Annotated in this window: 23 protein-coding genes; 14 read left to right on the top strand and 9 right to left on the bottom strand. The window is 55.3% G+C overall.

The window, feature by feature from the left end; genetic code table 11:
- Positions 1-141: 141 nt before the first annotated feature.
- From thrS to ABJF76_RS17465, 5 genes are all read left to right on the top strand, one after another.
- The gene (gene thrS, locus ABJF76_RS17485; protein ID WP_413820989.1) at positions 142-2,094 is read left to right on the top strand and encodes a threonine--tRNA ligase; all 1,953 of its coding nucleotides are present in this window, start codon (positions 142-144) and stop codon (positions 2,092-2,094) included.
- A gap of 159 nt (positions 2,095-2,253) precedes the next feature.
- A complete protein-coding gene (locus ABJF76_RS17480) occupies positions 2,254-2,559 on the top strand; it encodes a DUF2282 domain-containing protein (RefSeq protein WP_413820988.1) in 306 nt (101 codons plus the stop codon).
- 67 nt (positions 2,560-2,626) lie between these two features.
- On the top strand, positions 2,627-3,487 hold the full coding sequence (locus tag ABJF76_RS17475; protein WP_413820987.1) for a DUF692 domain-containing protein: 861 nt from the start codon (positions 2,627-2,629) through the stop codon (positions 3,485-3,487).
- Positions 3,477-4,259 (top strand): putative DNA-binding domain-containing protein, encoded by a 783-nt coding sequence (locus ABJF76_RS17470; RefSeq protein WP_413820986.1) that lies wholly within the window; start codon positions 3,477-3,479, stop codon positions 4,257-4,259. Before ABJF76_RS17475 ends, ABJF76_RS17470 begins: the two co-directional genes overlap by 11 nt.
- On the top strand, positions 4,256-4,816 hold the full coding sequence (locus ABJF76_RS17465; RefSeq protein ID WP_413820985.1) for a DoxX family protein: 561 nt from the start codon (positions 4,256-4,258) through the stop codon (positions 4,814-4,816). Before ABJF76_RS17470 ends, ABJF76_RS17465 begins: the two co-directional genes overlap by 4 nt.
- Here the strand turns inward: ABJF76_RS17465 and ABJF76_RS17460 are convergent.
- Positions 4,813-5,130 carry an arsenate reductase family protein gene (locus ABJF76_RS17460; protein WP_413820984.1) on the bottom strand — a complete coding sequence of 106 codons (318 nt, stop codon included), beginning with the start codon at positions 5,128-5,130 and terminating at the stop codon, positions 4,813-4,815. The genes ABJF76_RS17465 and ABJF76_RS17460 overlap by 4 nt on opposite strands.
- Positions 5,131-5,317: 187 nt before the next feature.
- On the opposite strand from ABJF76_RS17460, the gene ABJF76_RS17455 reads away from it, so the two are divergent.
- Entirely contained in the window at positions 5,318-5,524 is a 207-nt protein-coding gene (locus ABJF76_RS17455; RefSeq protein WP_413820983.1) for a cold-shock protein, read from the top strand.
- Positions 5,525-5,578: 54 nt separating this feature from the next.
- On the opposite strand, the gene ABJF76_RS17450 is transcribed toward ABJF76_RS17455, so the two are convergent.
- Positions 5,579-5,872: a hypothetical protein gene (locus tag ABJF76_RS17450; RefSeq protein WP_413820982.1), complete on the bottom strand. Its 294-nt coding sequence runs from the start codon at positions 5,870-5,872 to the stop codon at positions 5,579-5,581.
- Positions 5,873-6,046: 174 nt separating this feature from the next.
- On the opposite strand from ABJF76_RS17450, the gene ABJF76_RS17445 reads away from it, so the two are divergent.
- Positions 6,047-6,301, top strand: a complete 255-nt coding sequence (locus ABJF76_RS17445) for a hypothetical protein (protein WP_413820981.1) — start codon at positions 6,047-6,049, stop codon at positions 6,299-6,301.
- A gap of 1,053 nt (positions 6,302-7,354) precedes the next feature.
- On the opposite strand, the gene ABJF76_RS17440 is transcribed toward ABJF76_RS17445, so the two are convergent.
- Together ABJF76_RS17440 and thyX are read right to left on the bottom strand one after the other, a co-directional pair.
- Entirely contained in the window at positions 7,355-7,849 is a 495-nt protein-coding gene (locus tag ABJF76_RS17440; protein WP_413820980.1) for a hypothetical protein, read from the bottom strand.
- The gene (gene thyX / locus ABJF76_RS17435; RefSeq protein WP_413820979.1) at positions 7,846-8,751 is read right to left on the bottom strand and encodes an FAD-dependent thymidylate synthase; all 906 of its coding nucleotides are present in this window, start codon (positions 8,749-8,751) and stop codon (positions 7,846-7,848) included. The genes ABJF76_RS17440 and thyX overlap by 4 nt, the downstream gene beginning before the upstream one ends.
- A 210-nt stretch (positions 8,752-8,961) precedes the next feature.
- Between thyX and ABJF76_RS17430 the strand changes: the two genes are divergently transcribed.
- The 5 genes from ABJF76_RS17430 to ABJF76_RS17410 all read left to right on the top strand — a co-directional run bounded on the left by ABJF76_RS17430 (position 8,962) and on the right by ABJF76_RS17410 (position 13,165).
- Positions 8,962-9,870 (top strand): hypothetical protein, encoded by a 909-nt coding sequence (locus ABJF76_RS17430; protein WP_413820978.1) that lies wholly within the window; start codon positions 8,962-8,964, stop codon positions 9,868-9,870.
- 1 nt (position 9,871) lies between these two features.
- Positions 9,872-11,233 carry a tetratricopeptide repeat protein gene (locus tag ABJF76_RS17425; protein WP_413820977.1) on the top strand — a complete coding sequence of 454 codons (1,362 nt, stop codon included), beginning with the start codon at positions 9,872-9,874 and terminating at the stop codon, positions 11,231-11,233.
- Between the two features lie 62 nt (positions 11,234-11,295).
- On the top strand, positions 11,296-11,724 hold the full coding sequence (locus ABJF76_RS17420; protein WP_413820976.1) for a VOC family protein: 429 nt from the start codon (positions 11,296-11,298) through the stop codon (positions 11,722-11,724).
- The gene (locus ABJF76_RS17415; protein ID WP_413820975.1) at positions 11,718-12,422 is read left to right on the top strand and encodes a DUF1194 domain-containing protein; all 705 of its coding nucleotides are present in this window, start codon (positions 11,718-11,720) and stop codon (positions 12,420-12,422) included. Before ABJF76_RS17420 ends, ABJF76_RS17415 begins: the two co-directional genes overlap by 7 nt.
- Before the next feature lie 17 nt (positions 12,423-12,439).
- Positions 12,440-13,165, top strand: coding sequence for a DUF1194 domain-containing protein (locus ABJF76_RS17410; protein WP_413820974.1), 726 nt, complete (start codon positions 12,440-12,442; stop codon positions 13,163-13,165).
- On the opposite strand, the gene ABJF76_RS17405 is transcribed toward ABJF76_RS17410, so the two are convergent.
- The 3 genes from ABJF76_RS17405 to ABJF76_RS17395 all read right to left on the bottom strand — a co-directional run bounded on the left by ABJF76_RS17405 (position 13,159) and on the right by ABJF76_RS17395 (position 14,422).
- Positions 13,159-13,680 (bottom strand): MarR family winged helix-turn-helix transcriptional regulator, encoded by a 522-nt coding sequence (locus ABJF76_RS17405; RefSeq protein WP_413820973.1) that lies wholly within the window; start codon positions 13,678-13,680, stop codon positions 13,159-13,161. The genes ABJF76_RS17410 and ABJF76_RS17405 overlap by 7 nt on opposite strands.
- Positions 13,681-13,764: 84 nt before the next feature.
- Positions 13,765-14,028: a succinate dehydrogenase assembly factor 2 gene (locus ABJF76_RS17400; RefSeq protein WP_413820972.1), complete on the bottom strand. Its 264-nt coding sequence runs from the start codon at positions 14,026-14,028 to the stop codon at positions 13,765-13,767.
- Complete coding sequence (locus ABJF76_RS17395; protein WP_413820971.1) at positions 14,021-14,422, bottom strand: helix-turn-helix domain-containing protein; 402 nt, start codon at positions 14,420-14,422, stop codon at positions 14,021-14,023. The genes ABJF76_RS17400 and ABJF76_RS17395 overlap by 8 nt, the downstream gene beginning before the upstream one ends.
- Before the next feature lie 117 nt (positions 14,423-14,539).
- Here ABJF76_RS17395 and ABJF76_RS17390 point away from each other — a divergent pair, with 117 nt between their 5' ends.
- Together ABJF76_RS17390 and ABJF76_RS17385 are read left to right on the top strand one after the other, a co-directional pair.
- Positions 14,540-15,742 carry a pyridoxal phosphate-dependent aminotransferase gene (locus tag ABJF76_RS17390; RefSeq protein ID WP_413820970.1) on the top strand — a complete coding sequence of 401 codons (1,203 nt, stop codon included), beginning with the start codon at positions 14,540-14,542 and terminating at the stop codon, positions 15,740-15,742.
- A gap of 10 nt (positions 15,743-15,752) precedes the next feature.
- Positions 15,753-16,157: a hypothetical protein gene (locus ABJF76_RS17385; protein WP_413820969.1), complete on the top strand. Its 405-nt coding sequence runs from the start codon at positions 15,753-15,755 to the stop codon at positions 16,155-16,157.
- 168 nt (positions 16,158-16,325) lie between these two features.
- Here ABJF76_RS17385 and ABJF76_RS17380 read toward each other — a convergent pair whose 3' ends face one another.
- A complete protein-coding gene (locus ABJF76_RS17380; RefSeq protein WP_413820968.1) occupies positions 16,326-16,721 on the bottom strand; it encodes an MAPEG family protein in 396 nt (131 codons plus the stop codon).
- Between the two features lie 111 nt (positions 16,722-16,832).
- Positions 16,833-18,212 carry an MATE family efflux transporter gene (locus tag ABJF76_RS17375; protein ID WP_413820967.1) on the bottom strand — a complete coding sequence of 460 codons (1,380 nt, stop codon included), beginning with the start codon at positions 18,210-18,212 and terminating at the stop codon, positions 16,833-16,835.
- Positions 18,213-18,289 lie beyond the last annotated feature (77 nt).

Below are 18,289 nucleotides of genomic sequence, written 5' to 3'. Positions count from 1 at the left end.
ATGTGGACAAAAATGACAACAGCACGGCATTGCTGATCTTGGGGTCCTTGACGACGCGCTCATGCACTGCCACATGCCCTGACACACATATAACCCGCAACCGGGCGTTCCGTGGGCGCCAAACTGACGAGGAGAGCCGATATGGCCCCTATTTCTTTAACTTTCCCTGATGGCAATGCACGCGAATATGATGCGGGTATCACCCCTGCTGGCGTGGCCGAGAGCATTTCGAAGTCGCTGTTCAAAAAGGCGATCAGCGCCACTGTGGACGGCGAACATTGGGACCTGCAATGGCCGATCAACGCCGACGCCAAGATCGCCATTCACACCATGGCCGACGAAGATCAAGCCAACGAACTGGTCCGTCACGATCTAGCCCACATCATGGCGCGCGCGGTGCAAGAAATCTGGCCCGACACAAAGGTCACCATCGGCCCTGTGATCAAGGACGGTTGGTATTACGACTTTGAACGTGCCGAATCCTTCACCCCCGAAGATCTTGGTGCCATCGAAAAGAAAATGCGCGAGATCATCAACAAGCGTGAGCCCGTGCGCACCGAAGTGTGGGCACGTGATGTCGCGATCAAGTACTATGAGGATCGCAATGAGCCTTATAAAGTCGAGCTGATCGAAGGCATCCCCGGAGACGAGCCGCTGCGCATGTATTGGCATGGCGACTGGCAAGACCTGTGCCGTGGCCCCCACTTGCAACACACCGGCCAAGTACCGGGCGACAGTTTCAAGCTGATGTCCATCGCCGGTGCCTATTGGCGCGGCGACAGCGACCGCGCAATGTTACAACGCATTTATGGCGTGGCCTTTACTGGCAAGGAAAAACTACGCGCGCATCTGAACATGCTTGAGGAAGCTGCCAAACGCGACCACCGCAAGTTGGGCCGCGAAATGGACCTGTTCCACATGCAAGAAGAAGCCCCCGGCCAGATTTTCTGGCATCCCAACGGCTGGAGCATCTACACCCAACTGCAAGACTATATGCGCCGCAAACAGCATGCGGACGGCTATGTCGAGGTGAACACACCCCAAGTCGTCAACCGCAAACTGTGGGAAGATTCCGGCCACTGGCAGAACTATCAAGACCACATGTTTATCGTCGAAGTGGACGAGGAACATGCGCGCGAAAAAACTGTCAACGCGCTTAAGCCCATGAACTGCCCCTGCCACGTGCAAATTTTTAACACCGGCATGAAGTCTTATCGCGACCTGCCCCTGCGCATGGCCGAATTCGGGTCGTGCAACCGGTATGAACCATCGGGCGCGTTGCACGGCATCATGCGGGTGCGTGGTTTTACCCAAGATGACGGGCATATCTTCTGTACAGAAGATCAAATTGTCGATGAAACCGCCAAGTTCATCAACTTCCTTGCCTCGGTCTATGCCGATCTTGGGTTCAATGATTGGACGATCAAGCTGTCCACCCGCCCCGAAAAGCGGATCGGGTCCGAAGAAAGCTGGGACCGTGTCGAAAAAGCACTGGGCGATGCCTGTAATGCGGCGGGTTATGAGTATGAATTGTTGCCCGGCGAAGGCGCGTTTTACGGCCCCAAGTTGGAATTCACACTGACAGACGCAATTGGGCGCGAATGGCAGTGCGGCACCTTGCAGGTTGATCCCAACCTGCCCGACCGCTTGGATGCGTCCTATGTTGGGGCAGATGGCGGCAAACACCGCCCCTATATGTTGCACCGCGCCACCTTGGGCAGCTTTGAGCGATTCATCGGCATTCTGATCGAAGAACACGCAGGCAAGCTGCCCTTCTGGCTGGCCCCGCGTCAGGTGGTTGTGGCTTCGATCATCTCGGATGCGAACGACTATGTGCATGATGTGGTCGAACAGCTGCGCGCCAAAGGCATTCGCGCCGAGGCTGATCTGCGCAACGAAAAGATCAACTATAAAGTCCGCGAACATTCGGTGGGCAAAGTGCCTGTCATTCTAGCAGTTGGCGCGCGTGAGGTCGAAGACCGGACGCTGTCGGTCAGACGCCTTGGTGAAAAGCAAACCAGCGTTCAAGCCTTGGATGATGTGGTGCGCGATCTTGCAACAAACGCGACGCCGCCCGACCTTCGCGACGCGTAAAACGCAGTTTGTAGGCCGATTTGTTAACGAAATCGGCCTACTTTCTGACGTCTCGTCACGGCTGTGTGACCCACGCCTCTGTGAGTGGCGCTAAATGTGCGCGCTCCCTTACGTTTAGGGCATAAAGTTTCACAACCGACCCCAAAAGGGAGCCACAAGATGTCAAACGCTATGAAAACTGCTGCAATCGCCGGCGCTGTCGCTGCTGCGTTGGCAGCACAATCCACAACCCAAGCCCAAGCCGCTGGTAAGGAAAAGTGCTATGGCGTGTCGCTGGCCGGGGAAAACGATTGTGCCGCCGGTCCCGGCACCACTTGCGCAGGAACCTCGGTCACAGATTATCAGGGCAACGCTTGGACATTGGTCAACGCAGGCACCTGCGCCGAAATCGAACTGCCCGCCATGGCGGATGGTACACAAAGAACGGGATCACTTCTTGAATTGGACCGCGACCTGCCTGTGTAAGTTCACTTAGACTCGTTTGGTATTCGTCGCCGAGCACGCGCCAGTCAACCACCAGAAAGACCATAACATGCTGGATGCGACTTTGCCGAACCGCCCCCTGCCCACAGCACCCGGTGTCGGTTACAAGCCGCAGCATTTCAACGACTTACGCGCCGATCCTGGCCCAGTCAAATGGCTGGAAATCCACGCTGAAAACTACATGGGCGATGGCGGTCGCCCACACGCACAAATGCGCGTTTTGCGCGATGAATTTGCGATTTCGGTGCACGGCGTTGGCCTGTCTATTGGCGGACAAGGCACATTGGACGCCGATCACTTGGCGGGCTTAAAGACGCTGATCGACTGGTTGCAACCATCCAGTTTCTCTGAGCATTTAGCATGGTCAACACATGGCGCCGAATTCATGGATGATCTACTGCCCCTGCCCTATACGGATGAAACGCTCACTTACGTGGCGGATCATATCGATCAAGTGCAAGACGTGCTGGGGCGACAAATGCTGCTGGAAAACCCCTCAAGCTACCTCGCCTTTGATACCAGCACGTGGTCGGAAACAGATTTTCTGACTGAATTGGTGCGCCGCACGGGCTGTGGTCTTTTGCTAGACGTGAACAATGTGTTCATTTCAGCCACCAATTTGGATTACACCCCCAAAGGTTATTTGGATGCCTACCCCCTTTCGGCCGTCGGGGAAATCCATGTCGGCGGGCATGCCGAAGACAGTGACGAATACGGTGCGCCGTTGTTGATAGACAGCCACGGTACAATTACCGCCCCTCCCGTTTGGGACTTACTTGATCACGCTTTGGCCAAGATCGGCCCGGCGCCAATTCTTGTGGAATGGGACAACAACGTCCCCGACTGGCCCACATTGCGAAGCGAAGCCACCCGTGCGGCCCAAGCACTGGATGTTTTGGTTGCGAATTAAAACGACGATACCTGCCCGACAACGTGCATTTCGTGCCGCCCTGCTTGACCCCAAAGCGCCCGCCCCCGCCGGACTGCAAGATGGGGCGGGGCGTCCGGCACAAAAACGATTTGATGTGTACCGCAACAACGTCACAGTTGCTTTGATCCAAGCAATGCAGGCGGCTTTTCCTATCCTTCACAAGCTGTTGGGCGCGCAAAATTTTGACCAATTGGTACGCCTTTTTGTCCGCGCGCATCCGCCAACGTCCCCCTTAATGATGCACTATGGCGCTGAATTGCCGGTTTTTTTGACGCAGTTTTCCCCACTTAGCCATATTGCTTATTTACCGGATGTCGCGCGTTTGGAACTGGCTATGCGGCGATCTTACCACGCCGCCGACACAGCGCCCTTTGACGCGACAAAACTCGCCGTAATCGCGCCAGAAGTGTTGATGAATTCGACGCTCAACCTAGCTGTTTCGATTGAACTGGTGCCCTCAGATTGGCCGCTCTTTGATATTTGGCGTTTCAACACGCAGGTTGGTGCAGACAAACCCCGCGCCGCCGCCCAATCTGTACTGATCACGCGCGCGGAATTTGACCCAAAACCGCATGCCCTTTCTTTGGATCAGGCTGCGTGGATTGCCGCTGTGATGACCGGTAAACCTCTTGTTGCGGCACAAGAAGAGGCCTGCACCCACAATCCGGATTTCGATTTTGGTAGAATGTTAACCCTATTGATCCAGACGAACAGTGTCGCGAACTTGAATACGCCAAAGGAACAAAAATGACTGCCTTGACCCGTTTGCAAGCCGCCCTTTTTGCGCCCTTTGACAGGGACGACTGGTTGCTGCCCACCGTCGCACGGATCGTCTTTTTGGCCGTGTTTTTCTTTTACTTCAACAATTCGATCGGCACCAAAATCTCGAGCTTCGAAATCCCACTTTTGTCGATCAAAGTGCCTTTGGCGCTTACACCTGACGCCTCCAGCGCCTTTGTACAGATGTTCCCAAAAGCCTTTGAAACGGCTGGATATGATGAAACAGCAATGCCATCGATCTACTGGGTCCTTGCAGTCATCGGCACGTGGGCCGAATTTCTTTTGCCTGTTTTCCTAATCTTAGGTCTGTTCACACGCCTATCGGCCATCGGCATGATCGGCTTTGTTTTGGTACAGACCTTCACGGATGTTGTTGGGCACAGCATTGCGCTGGGATCGTTGTTCAACAACCTGCCCGAACTCGTCGACACGCGCATGCTGTGGATCTTTTTGCTGCTCGTTCTTGCCATCAAGGGCGCAGGGCCGTTTTCAATCGATCGGATTTTTGCCCCAAGAACGCACAGTTAAGAAACGCCAAGATCGCTTTGTACGTCCTTCGTCCATCCTAGGTACATCGTATCGCCCGCAACAATCAGCGGACGCTTCATTAGCGTCGGGTGATCGGCCAGCAAAACGACAGCTGATTGCGCCCGCTCATCTTCGGACAACCCACGCCATGTGGTCGAACGGGTGTTCACAAGCGCATCGCCAAATTGAGTACGGGCCGCCGCCATCACAGTGCTTGGAACACCCTCTGCACGCACATCAACAAAACGCGCCGCAGGCAGCGCTTTGACCGCCTTCCTGCAAGTATCGCAGGTTTTCAATCCGTATATTTCCATAACCATCACTCACTTTTTCGTAGATTTATGCAGCATTTAGGGGTTTTGCCCGCAACCACCTTGATTTTTTCCACAGTTGCGCAATCATTTTACATGATACGCACACAAGTGGCACGCCCATGCGCATGCGTTTTCAAAGGCCCCGCAACCTGCGGGTTATAGTACAAGGCAAAAGGAGGCACGGATTATGCCAACTGGCACCGTGAAGTGGTTCAACACCACAAAAGGTTACGGATTTATCGCCCCAGATGACGGCGGAAAAGATGTATTTGTTCACATTTCGGCGGTCGAGAGGTCAGGTTTGACCGGGCTGGCGGACGACCAAAAGGTCGACTTCGAAATGCTGGAAGGGCGCGATGGGCGGCAAATGGCCGGCGATCTAAAGCTGATTTAAGTCAACTGACACAGCGGCGCAGGACATTTTGCCCTGCGCTGCGCATCGTTTGAATTAATCGAATGTGCACCCTTTGGTGCCGATTGGGCAATCCGCGCGACGCACGTGACGGACTCTGCGGACGTGCCGTTTCTTGACCGCGACGGGATGCGACATGACATGCTGATAGCTCATGGTTTCGGTCGGCACGCCACAGCAGACTTCGCCGTTGATTGTCACGGGCTGCAAGCCGGTTGGGCAATAGTTGTGACTGCTCTTGAACGGATAGACTTTCTGTTGCGCCAATGACGGGACGGCACTTATCAAAGTGACGGTGGCAGCGGCGACGATGACCTGTGTGAAACGCATATCTTCCCTCGTTTTTCTAATTAACCACGACATATATGCGCGCACACTGCCGTTCAGAGGCCTTTAAGTCCAGAAATTTTGCGTATTAGCGCCTGTTAACGCAAGATTTACTTCGATCTGTTTCATTTGTGTCTAATCTGGAAACACACCCTTCATCCACGACGGAGGATACGCATGACAGACCTGATTCGCCTTTTGGCTTTGTATTATACCTGTGACGTAAGCGCCGAGACGCAGTTCCCCTCGCCTCAGCAATGGGCGAACTGCATGGGGCATTATCACCAGATCAAAACCCACTTTGCCGATGACCTTGATGGTCCCGCCGCACAGATCGAAGGATACGCGCGCTGGAAAATTTGGGAAAAAGAGAACTCAGAACTTGTTGCATCCTTGCGCACGCGCGCAAAGGCGCAGGTGTCGGAGTTTTGATTCAGCGACCTCTTTAGGAAGGTTGCGGGGCACCCGGTGGGTCGCAAACGAGCCTCGGACGTCTATCACAACCCGTAACAACACCGATGCGCGTGGGGGTGATCCACGGTCCGCGCAGCGGCAAACCATCCGGACGATGGTTTGAGTGGGTCACGGGCGGAGCCCCGGGCCAAGCGTAACGCGCAAGCCGGGACAGCGCCGAGCCGTGGGGGTGAGTGCCGGTTCGCACAGCGACAAACGATCCGGGGGATCGTTTGAGGCAATCACGGGCGGAGCCCCGGGCGCTGATGTGGAGCCGTTCCAGCGCCGAGCCGCGGGGTGGCGCATTCTAACTATCTGTATTGTGATTTCTGGTGGCGGCTTTGGCGTGTGGTTTGGGCGATAGTGGCGACGTTGAAGAAGCGCCGCCCCGGGTGGGGTTGGCACCGGTCCGGGCGCAGCCTGGCAATTGATCCGGGGGATCAATTGAGGTGCCAACGGGCGGAGCCCTGAGGCGCTGATACAGAGCCGTACCAGCGCCGAGCCGCGGGGCGGCGCATTCTAACTATCCGTATTGCGATTTATGGTGGCGGCTTTGGCGTGTGGTTTGGGCGATAGTGGTGACGTTGAAGAAGCGCCGCCCCGGGTGGGGTTGGCACCGGACCGGGCGAAGCCCGGCAATTGATCCGGGGGATCAATTGAGGTGCCAACGGGCGGAGCCCTGAGGCGCTGATACAGAGCCGTACCAGCGCCGAGCCGCGGGGTGGCGCATTCTAACTATCTGGATTGCGATTTATGGTGGCGGCTTTGGTGTGTGGATTAGACGATAGTGATCACGTTGAAATAGCGCCGCCCCGGGGGGCGGATCGGCGCTGGCACGGCGGCCTGCGGCCTTGATTCCGTGCTGGGTTTCACCAAATCCCCTATCTTACACCTTACAAACCCGCTTTAGTCTCACAAATTTATTTAAAGTCTCGGCTTAGGACCATCGTCATTGGCCCCGGATCTTCGAGTAGGAATCGACTTTGGAGGAGCTGCGGGTGCCTCGTCTTTTTCAGCCATCAAAATTCTCTCCTAATATAAGAAATATAGCCACGCAGGCACCTGCAGAAATGCCAATATGAGGCTATAAAACAAATTAGATTTAGCCGTGTCAATCACTGCTTCATTGGCAATAAGGTTTTTGATAGCTTCATCAGCCATTTCAGCTTGAACTTTCTGCTCCAAATCATTCTCCGCTTTGCGAAAATCGTACGCATGCAGCCAATAACCGGGATTCAATTCAAATCGCACTTCTTCCCACCCAATAATTGTCTTTATAGCAAGCCCCAGAGATGCAAAGACTAAAGAATAAACAATTAACGCCTCTAAACTCATGCCAAATAAAATGGCGTCATGGAAAAGAGTATCGGGAGCGGCTGACACAAGAATTGACGAAAAGATTGTTGCTACAAGGCCAGTTATAGTTGCTGAAAAAATCGCTTGATTCCTTATCGTACGCAAATCTTCTTTCTGCCCACGTAATTGTTGATAAGCGACGTCAAAAGCCTGAGACGGTAAGCCACTCACCCAATAACCCCCATAAACTCCCGCCATTCCCCTTTACTCATCCCAGACGTCTCTTGCGTTACCTCTTCGCCCTTCACCATCCGGCGCACGCAATCGAGCGCCTTGCCTGACATTGTCGCGCCACCCAAACGGTAATCTTCGAACGCGGCATAGGCGGCGGGCACCCAGTCTTTGACCATCTCGCAGATCGCATCGGCATAGACGCGGATTTCGTACTGGGCGTGGGCGTCGGCACGCAGGCGCAGGAAATGGAACAGGTTGTGCAAATCCACTTTCCAATACCACTGCGTATAGATGTTGGCGGGCAAGTTCATGCGGGCCAGTTCGCGGGCCAGCCCCTGCTGCCCCTCGTCCGAGATCATGGATTCGTAATTGTCATAAGCGCGGTTGCTGTCCGCCTTTAGGATTTCAAGAACACGTTCGGCCTCGGCCCCTTCCAGCACGGCACCCCGGCCCTGATTGTTGACCACAGATTGAGCGTTCAGCGCGTCGGGTTGCGGGATGTAGAATTCGCGATCCAATATCGAATAGCGCGCGGAATATTCGTTTACGTTGGCGGTGCGGTGCCTGATCCATTGGCGCGCCACAAAGACGGGCAATTTAACGTGTAGTTTGATTTCGCACATCTCGAACGGGGTCGAATGCCAGTGGCGCATGAGATAGCGGATCAGACCTTCGTCGTTTTGCACCGACTTGGTGCCTTTGCCATAAGACACGCGCGCGGCCTGACAGATCGCTGAATCGTCACCCATGTAGTCAATAACCCGGACAAAGCCGTGATCGAGCACGGGGCGCGCGTGGTACAAATGTGCCTCCATTCCCGGCACCGTGGCGCGCAAAGTGGGCTGTGGATGGCTGCGCAGGTCTTCGATTTCGGCAAGCTGTTCGGGCTCGAGCGGCATGGGGGCGTCCTTTATCCACAGAATCTATCAGGCGTTCACTTTATCTTGTGGAAAGCGATACGTGAACCACCATATGGGGGTCGTTTTTTAGCAACGGTGCAACCGCGCAACGTGTCGGAATCCTTAGGAATTCGTTGACTTTTGGGGGATTGAGGCAGAGTCTGTCCCTCAATGAGGCAGATAAAATAAACCGCAAAAGGTTTTACAGGCATGAAAAGAACAGCAGCAGTTTGCGTGCTCGCACTTGGCGTTGCGGCATGTAGTGGTGGCAACCCCTTTGATGATGGTGATGACGGCACAGACGATGCTGTGTCACCCACAAACGTCATTGACGCATCAGAGTCGAACGAAGAATTAACAGGCAACGGGTTGGTTTTTTCCGACAACGGGACGCCTGCAGATCCAACAGACGACACGTTAGTTATCAACAACATACCTTTTGACAATGTCGATTCCACTGGTGGGGCCTATACCCGCACCGGCACATTGCCCAATGGGTTTGAGCGTTATGAGAGCCCGGTTTTGGGGACGGAAGGCGAACTGAATTATTTCGCTGTCTTTCGTCGCAGTGAATTGGCCCAAGTGGCGGCTGTTGGCACCGGAGATTTCGTAACCCCCGGCACAGGTGGTCTGATTGCCGAACGGACGGGTAGCGCCGGCGTGCCTAACGCACGTCCCGCGAGCTATACGTTTACTGGTGATTACGCCGCAGTCCGTATCGGCACCATCAACGGCGGGTCAAATGACGTGACCTTTGTCACGGGCGAAACCATTCTGACAGCTGATATTCTGGACTTCGACAATGATGGCGCTGTGACCGGCGTCGTCGTTAACCGCGAACTATTTGATGCCAACGGAGCGTCACTAGGCGATCTGAATGACTTCATCTCCCTAACAACGACTGGGATTGATTTCGAAAATGCTACGATCGAGGCTGCCCAAGCGACAACAATTGAAGACGGCCAGGCGCTTGGTACCGGCGAATGGCAGGGTATTTTTGCGGGCCCTAACGGCGAAGAGATTGCCGGTATCATTGTGATCGAAGGATCAACAACGGATGGCGAACCCGATGACACTGTGCGTGAAACGGGAACCTTTATTGTGGTCAACGGCGGCTAGTATGCGATCCTCTCGCTGGTGGTTGGCAGCAAGTATCGCGCTGCTGAGCGCCCTGCCGGCCCTTCCTAGTGGCACAGAAATAGATATCGCAACGGCAAAGAAGTTGGCCGTAGGCTTGGCCAACCAAGGCCAGTCCAAGGCTGCGCTTGCCATTCTGGCGGAATTGGCCAAACACCGCGCAGACGACCCCGAAATCTATATCGCTTTGTCTCGGACCCATCGTACTTTGGGGGACACAAAACAGGCGATTAAGGATGCGCGCCAAGGGTTTGCCTTATCTCAGACGAAAACACATAAACATCTGACCGCCCGGGTCATGGCAGAAGCATTGGCCAGTGACGGTCAACACACCCGCGCGCAGTTTTGGCTGCGCCGCGCGGGCCAAACTGCACCCAATGAGGTCGCCAAAGCCTTGGTCCGACGCGACTATGGATATGTACGTTCGCGCAATCCGTGGGCTTTTTCCTTCCGCGGCTCGGTCACGCCAACAAACAATGCCAATGACGCACCTACGTCCGATGAGATCGTCATCGGCGGCAACGTCTTTCGCGATCCCACAGCACAACCCATTTCAGGCATTGAATACGTCTTTGGGGCGACGGCTAGATACCGTTTTCCGGCCACAGTTAAACGACAAAGTGAATTACGCTTTTCGTATGACGGGCGGCGCGTGGATCTTGACAGCGAAGCAAATGAAATCGACCCCGACATTGAAAATCGCGATTTTTCTTTCGACCGTGTAACGGTGGAATGGGCACACAAATTCCGCAATCCCGATAGCAAGACCAAAGGGGTTTATGACCTAAGCTTCGGTGCGTTCTTTGACTGGCACGGGGGCGGCAGATCCCAAGATGGGTTACGCGCCCGCGGCGGGTATACCGTGCCTGTGAATGAGCGAAATACGGTGCGCTTAGGGTTCGAGATCGAAGACTTGGACCGTCGCGACCGCCCAATTCGGTCCTCAAACACCTATCGGGCGTCGGTGGACTGGTTCCATACGCGCGCCAGTGCGGATCGTCTGAATTTACATTTATCCTATGCCGACACAAACAGCGACAGTTCGGCGGTGGCACATGACTCGGTCCGATTAAGCGCGCAATATTCTTTTTCCAAACCAGTCATGACAGCCCACATCAGTCTGGGTGTGGACTTACGGAATTCAACTTTCGACAACGCGTTATTTGGCCCTGATCCACGCGATGACAATGCCCTTGGCTTGAGCGCAACGGCCACCCTACCCGGGCTTGGCGTCTATGGCTTTGCCCCAGTGTTGGAATTGCGCCGGGATCGCGTTTTCTCAAATGTACCCCGTTTTGATAAGCAGACAACGCAACTCAGTTTGTCCTTCCGCTCCACCTATTAGCAAGCTGGAGGTTGGCCCATTTTGTGTTAGGTTCGCGCAAGGGATCACAACAGGAGACGAACATGCCGCTCACATATCTACACACCATGGTTCGGGTCAAAGACCTTGACGCTTCGATGGCGTTTTACAAGCTGCTTGGGCTGGAAGAGACGCGTCGCATGGACAGTGAAAAAGGGCGGTTTTCCCTTATTTTCATGGCGCCTCCGGGACAACCGGACTGTCCGATCGAACTGACCTATAACTGGGATGGTGACGAAGGTTTACCAAGCGATGGGCGTCATTTTGGCCACCTCGCGTATCGTGTCGACAACATTTATGAAACGTGCCAGCTGCTGATGGACAACGGCGTGACCATCAACCGTCCTCCGCGCGATGGGCATATGGCTTTTGTGCGCTCACCTGACAACATTTCGATTGAATTGCTGCAAGAAGGTGACGACCTGCCTCCAGCTGAACCGTGGGCAAGCATGGAAAACACCGGGTCTTGGTAAGGACTGCGGCCATTCTGGCCGCCTGCGTTGCGGCCTCACCGGCCGCGGCGTGCCGATTGGCTTTGCTGTTGGCGCTGGACGTGTCGTCTTCGGTCGATCCGACAGAAGATCAGTTGCAACGGGGCGGATTGGTGTCCGCCCTGACGTCTCCGGAAGTACAAGCCGCATTTTTCGCCGTCGATTCCCCTGTGGCATTGGGGGTTTACGAATGGTCCGGGCGCTATAATCAAGAAATCGTTCTGGATTGGACGCTGATTGATAGCCCTGCTGCTTTACTCGAGGCCGCAGAAACGATTGCCGCAAGCAAGCGCAGTCACAACGAATTCCCTACTGCGATGGGCCACGCTTTGGCGTTCGGTTCTGAAATGTTGGCGCGCGGTCCGCGCTGCTTGCATCAGACCATCGACATGGCAGGCGACGGTCAGAACAACGAAGGGTTCGGGCCACTTTTGGCGTACCGCGAATTTGATTTCGACGAGATCACCGTGAACGGGCTGGTCGTCAATGCTGGTGAATTCACGTCCGAAACCATGCTGATCGAGTTCTTTCGGGAAGAGGTTTTGCACGGCCCCGGCGCGTTTATGGAAGTGGCACAGGGTTTCGAAGACTACGAACGCGCGATGCGCCGCAAATTAGAACGCGAGTTGACGCCACCGGTGCTGGGTGCCGTGCCAAGTAAAGAACGGAACGCGGGATGAAGGGGGCATTTTGGGCGATGGCATTTGTTGCCTTGTGTAGCGCAGCACACGCCAACTGCCGTCAAGCACTGGCGTTGGGATTGGATGTTTCGGGGTCCGTCGATGCGCGCGAATACAAACTGCAAATGCATGGCCTCGCATCCGCTCTCGACAGCCCGAAGGTGCGTCAGGCGTTGATGATTATGCCGAACACGCCCGTGCATCTGCTTGTCTATGAATGGAGCGGCCCCGAAGATCCTGCGGTGGTCGTGCCGTGGACATCGGTAACCGGACCGTTGGCACTGAACGGGATTATTGATCAGTTGCGCGGCCTTAAACGGCGAGAAGCGACCCCTGGAACCGCGTTGGGTTTGGCCATGCGTCAAGGGGTGGCGCACCTGAACCAGCGTTCAGACTGCTGGAAACGAACTCTTGATCTGTCGGGGGATGGTAAGTCGAACTTGGGGCCGCGCCCATTGGATGTGAAGGCAGAAATCCTACCCACCGGCATTACGGTAAATGCCCTTGTTATTGGCGCCGACAATCCATCCATTGGCGACATTCGCGAGACTGAGATTTCGAATCTTTCCGCTTACTTCCAGGCCAATGTTGTTGTCGGACCCGACAGTTTTGTTGAAACGGCGTTAGGATTTGATGATTACGCCGCAGCCATGACCCGAAAGTTGGAACGCGAGCTTGAGACCTTGATTTTGGGACAAGCCCCAGCGCAACCAATCGCCCCGGCGCCCCGAACTGATCAGTAGATGTAGCGGATTTGGTCCGTCCAATAGCGTTCCATCCGTTTCAGCGACGCGGTTATGTCCACAATCCCCTCGGGCCCAAGCACGCCCTTGGCTTGCAGACCGTCCGCGTGACGCAGGAACAGTTCTGAAATCACATCCCGGATGTGACGCCCCTTTTCGGTCAGCTTGACCCGGACTGAACGGCGATCAATCTCGCAGCGTTGGTGGTGCATGTAACCCATTTCAACCAGCTTTTTCAGATTGTAGCTGACGTTGGACCCTTGATAATAACCGCGGCTTTTAAGTTCGCCTGCCGTCACCTCGTTGTCGCCAATATTGAACAACAACAGGGCCTGAACCGCGTTGATTTCCAGCACGCCGACGCGTTCAAATTCGTCCTTGATCACATCCAGCAACAACCGGTGCAGCCGTTCGACCAAGGATAACGCTTCGAGATAGCCAATCATAAAACTGGCGTCGTTACGTGGTAGGTTGGCCTGCCCGGATGGCTGGCCAATGGGTTCCTGAATGCTCATCCGTTGTCTCCGATTGCGTTTCTGCTCGGGACCAGAAGATGACCATGATTCGGAAATATTCAGTTAAACGCCAAATTAACTGGATTATTGGCCCTGAAACGTCTGCGAAATACGGGAGATAAGCGTTTCAAACGGCGCAGGCGTTGGTTCAACCCCGGTCACCCAACGGATTAAATCCTGGTCATTTTCGTTCAAAAGCGCGTCGTAATTATCCAGCGCCGCATCATCCATGGCACCTAAATTTGCCTCTGCATAGGCGCTTAGGATCAAGTCCATTTCCTTGATACCGCGTCGCATCGAACGCATCTGAAGCCGTTTCAGGCGGTGTTCGCGTATTTCTTCACTCATGGGCAGAGCGCTCCAATGTGGCCCGCAGGCGTTTTTCTAGGCGCGCCATTTGTTCGGCGCGCGCCAACATATCGGCGCGCATTTCGCGCAATTCCGTCAGAATATCACGAGTCTGATCCGTCACGGCGTCGGCTGTATCCACAGGGCCACTTAGCCCCTCGCCTTCGCCATTGATCAACCACATCATCGAAACATTCATCAAACCCGCCATCATCGACAGACGGTTGGCGCGCGGCTCGCTTAGGTCTTCTTCCCATGCGCGCAGGGTGGCCACACGTATGCCCAAGCGTTTGGACAGCTGCTTTTGCGTCATGCCCGCCGCTTCGCGTGCTGCCGCGACACGGTCCCCAAAGGTCGCAGCGTCGGTTCCGTACCAGTCTGTTGCATCATCCATGGGTTATTCTCCTGTTTTGCGCACCCTAATGCGCGGCGGGGCACTGTGTTCTGCTTGCCCGCGCAATCTGTCACGCATATGACGGACGCACACCCTTTTAGCGAGGCCAAAGCCAAAATGACATTCCTTTCCGCCACTCTCGACCGCGTCAAACCGTCTCCGACGATTGCTGTGACCAACAAGGCGGCAGATTTAAAAGCCGCCGGGCATGATGTCATCGGTTTGGGCGCGGGCGAGCCGGATTTCGACACCCCGCAGTCGATCAAGGACGCTGCTGTGGTCGCTATCGCATTGGGCAAGACGAAATACACGGCTGTGGATGGTATTGCTGAGCTGAAACAAGCCATCGTTGCCAAGCTCAAGCGCGACAACGGGTTGGATTACACCGCGGCGCAGGTGACCGTAGGCACGGGCGGCAAGCAGGTGCTTTACAACGCGTTGATCGCAACGATGAACCCCGGTGACGAGGTGATTGTGCCCGCACCCTATTGGGTGAGCTATCCTGACATGGTGCTGCTGGCAGGCGGCACGCCGGTCACCGTCCCTTGTGGCATTGAGTCCGCGTTCAAAATGACGGCCGAACAGCTTGAGGCGGCGATCACGCCGAAAACCAAATGGCTGATCTTTAACTCGCCCTCCAATCCAACAGGCGCAGGTTATGACCGCGAGGAACTCAAGGCGTTGACAGACGTGCTGATGCGCCACCCCCACGTCTGGGTGCTGACGGATGATATGTACGAACACCTTGCCTATGACGGTTTCAAATTCTGCACCCCAGCCGAGGTCGAGCCGGGCCTTTATGATCGCACGCTTACTGTGAATGGGGTTAGCAAGGCCTATGCCATGACCGGCTGGCGCATTGGTTATGCCGCCGGGCCCGAGATGCTGATCAAAGCGATGCGTAAGGTCCAATCCCAATCCACATCCAACCCCTGTTCCATCAGCCAATGGGCCGCCGTCGAAGCGTTGAACGGGCCGCAGGATTTCCTTGTGCCCAACAACGAGAAATTTGTACGCCGCCGTAATATTGTGGTCGAAATGCTGAACGCGATTGAGGGCATGGAATGCCCCGTGCCCGAGGGCGCGTTTTATGTCTATCCCTCGATCAAAGGGTTAATTGGCAAGACGACTCCGAACGGTGTCAAAATCGAAAATGACGAAATATTCGCCACTGCCTTGCTGGAAGATGCCGGCGTTGCCGTTGTTTTTGGCGCAGCTTTCGGGGTTTCGCCAAACTTTCGCGTCAGCTACGCTACTTCGGACGACGCCTTAACAGAAGCCTGTAAACGCATTCAAACGTTCTGCGCGGGCCTGGTGTAACGAGGGATTTATGGGTACCGAACTGCCGGAATACTACTTTCGTGTGCGCGAAAATGGCGCAGCCGTATTCCGGGTGGACACTGAAAATCGCCAACGTCGGATCGAAATGGACCAAATTGCGGTCGTCAACATCCGTAACGGAGAGATCAAACCGCACGGCGACCGCACACTGTCACAGGCGGATCTGACGCGTATTCAGCAGTGGATGAAAGAACGCAGCGCTGTTCTGGCGCATCGTGATATCGACGATATCCATCGCGCGGTGGATTACCTGAACATCACCACGCAGTGGACACAATCAAAGGCCACGGACGAACAATTAGAGCTGGTGACAGACGCGTTGTTGTTGGCGATGCACGATCTGCGTTCTGTGCTTGTGCGCAAAAAGGCCGATCGTTTGATGGGTAAAAAGTAGGGCTTTCTAAAGCGAAGTCTTCCTTTGTACCTTTAAGACGCAAGACCTGCATATGTGCGCGCCATCTTTGGTCACAAAACCTGAAAGCTAAGCGCCCCCCGCGGGCGGCCAAAGGGTTCAGTTGCAGCGCTGCCCCCAAGTGAACCTCGGGGGCAACGGGCACTTTGATTAGCCTTTAAGACCAAGCAATGTCAGCACGGCCCCAATGATCCCAATCAGGATAAGTATCGCGACAGGGGCAAAAGAAATCATAAATCCCAAACCGCGCGTGGACGGGTCAGAGACATACGCACGCCAGTACATGAGCCGCCCAATCAGGTAAGCCAGACCCAATACCGCGATCAGCGGCGCCGGCCAGTACTTCGCCGCCAGAAACAACGCGGGCAAAAAGGCGATCAACATTTCTATGGTATTCATTTGCACACGGTACATGCGCTCAAAACCTTCATCACCTGATATCGCAGGTGCTTTTATCCCAGCAGCCCCGCGCGCGCGTCCAGTCAAAACGCCGAAACCAAGGAATTGTAGCAGTGCCAATAGGGCAATAAGTTCAACAAGTTCCATCAAATGTCCTTTATCCGTTGTTGGTCCCGCAACGCTTATCAACAGTTCGAAAGGACCGAAAGTGGCGCAAATCGCGTCATGCCACATATTGTCAGTACGAAACGACGCCCCCTAACGGGAGGGTTCGTGCCTGTCCTGCTCAAGACGCGGCACACAGACCCACCAAAAACGAAACATCAAGGCCACTCCGGCGCACGTCAGCCCCAAAACAAGGCCAAGCCAGACCCCGACGCCTTCCCAGCCTAGCACAAAGCCAAGCCCATAAGACGCAGGCATCCCGATCAGCCAATATGACACGCCAGCCAGCACCATCGGCACTTTCGTGTCTTGAATACCGCGCAGCAGTCCCAAAGCCACCACTTGCGCCCCGTCCACCAATTGGAACAAAGCGGCCAATCCGATAAGCACGACACCGATGGCCATGACTTCGGCCCGCGCCTCTTGACCGGCATCGATAAAGATGGCGATCAACGGCCGGGGCATAGTTATAAAGACGACCATTGTGGCGATTGCCATAGCAAGGCTAAGAACAATGACTGCCCGTCCACCGCGCTTCATATGATCCAAATCGTGGCGCCCATAGGCGTTGCCTGCTCGGATCGTCGCCACATTACCCAGCCCCAAATGCACCATAAAGGTGATCGCGGACAGTTGCAGTGCGATCCCGTGGGCGGCCAATGGCACGGTGCCCAGCCAGCCCATCATCATCGCGGTGCTCGCAAACAGACCCACTTCGCTAAGCGAGGTCAGACCAATGGGCCAACCCAATCGGAATACTTTCCCCAGCATTTCGAAGTCCGGACGCCATAGGCGCACGAGGATGCTGTGCTCTGGCAGAGCCCAAAGCGCGTAAACCACGATACCGATCAGCGATACCACTTGCGTGATTAGCGAAGCCAACGCGGCCCCGGCGATCCCCATCTCGGGCGCGCCCCAGTTGCCAAAGATGAACGCGTAATTCGCAAGCACATTGGCCAGCGCAGCCGCCAGCGTGATCCAAAGCACCACTTGTGTGCGCTCAAGTGCGGCCAGATAGCTTTTGAAGGTCATCACGATCAGCGCCGGGATGATCCCCCATCCCGCGATCCGCAAATAGATCGCCCCATCGCGCGCGACTTGTTCGGTCTGCCCAAGGGCGAGCAAAATTGCCTCGGACCAGATCATCAGGGGCATGGCCGCAATGGCAAACCCAAGACTAAGCCACAGACCCATGCGCGTGGCGCGGCGCAGGGCGATTTCGTCCCCCTCGGCATGAAAGGATGCGACCATGGGCATGACAGCCCAAGCAAAGCCCGACCCCATCAAGAACAGCAAAAAGAACCACGACCCAGCCGCCGTCATTGCGGCCAATTCGTTTACGCCATACCGGCCAAGCATGATTGTGTCGGTAACACCGATGGCGATTTGCCCAAGGTGCCCACCAATCAGGGGCAAACCAAGGATACCCACCGCGCGGACATGGCCGGAATATGACATTTGGGAAATGGACATAACCCATCCCCCTTACGCCTGCTTTTCGCTTGTGGGAAGCCTCGTGATGAACGCCCGCCTAAAAGGGTGGCGCACAC

The organism is Tateyamaria sp., assembly GCF_039940735.1.
Lineage (GTDB): Bacteria > Pseudomonadota > Alphaproteobacteria > Rhodobacterales > Rhodobacteraceae > Tateyamaria.
Note: the sequence above shows the minus strand (reverse complement) of the source record. Positions and strands in the feature narration are given on the sequence as shown.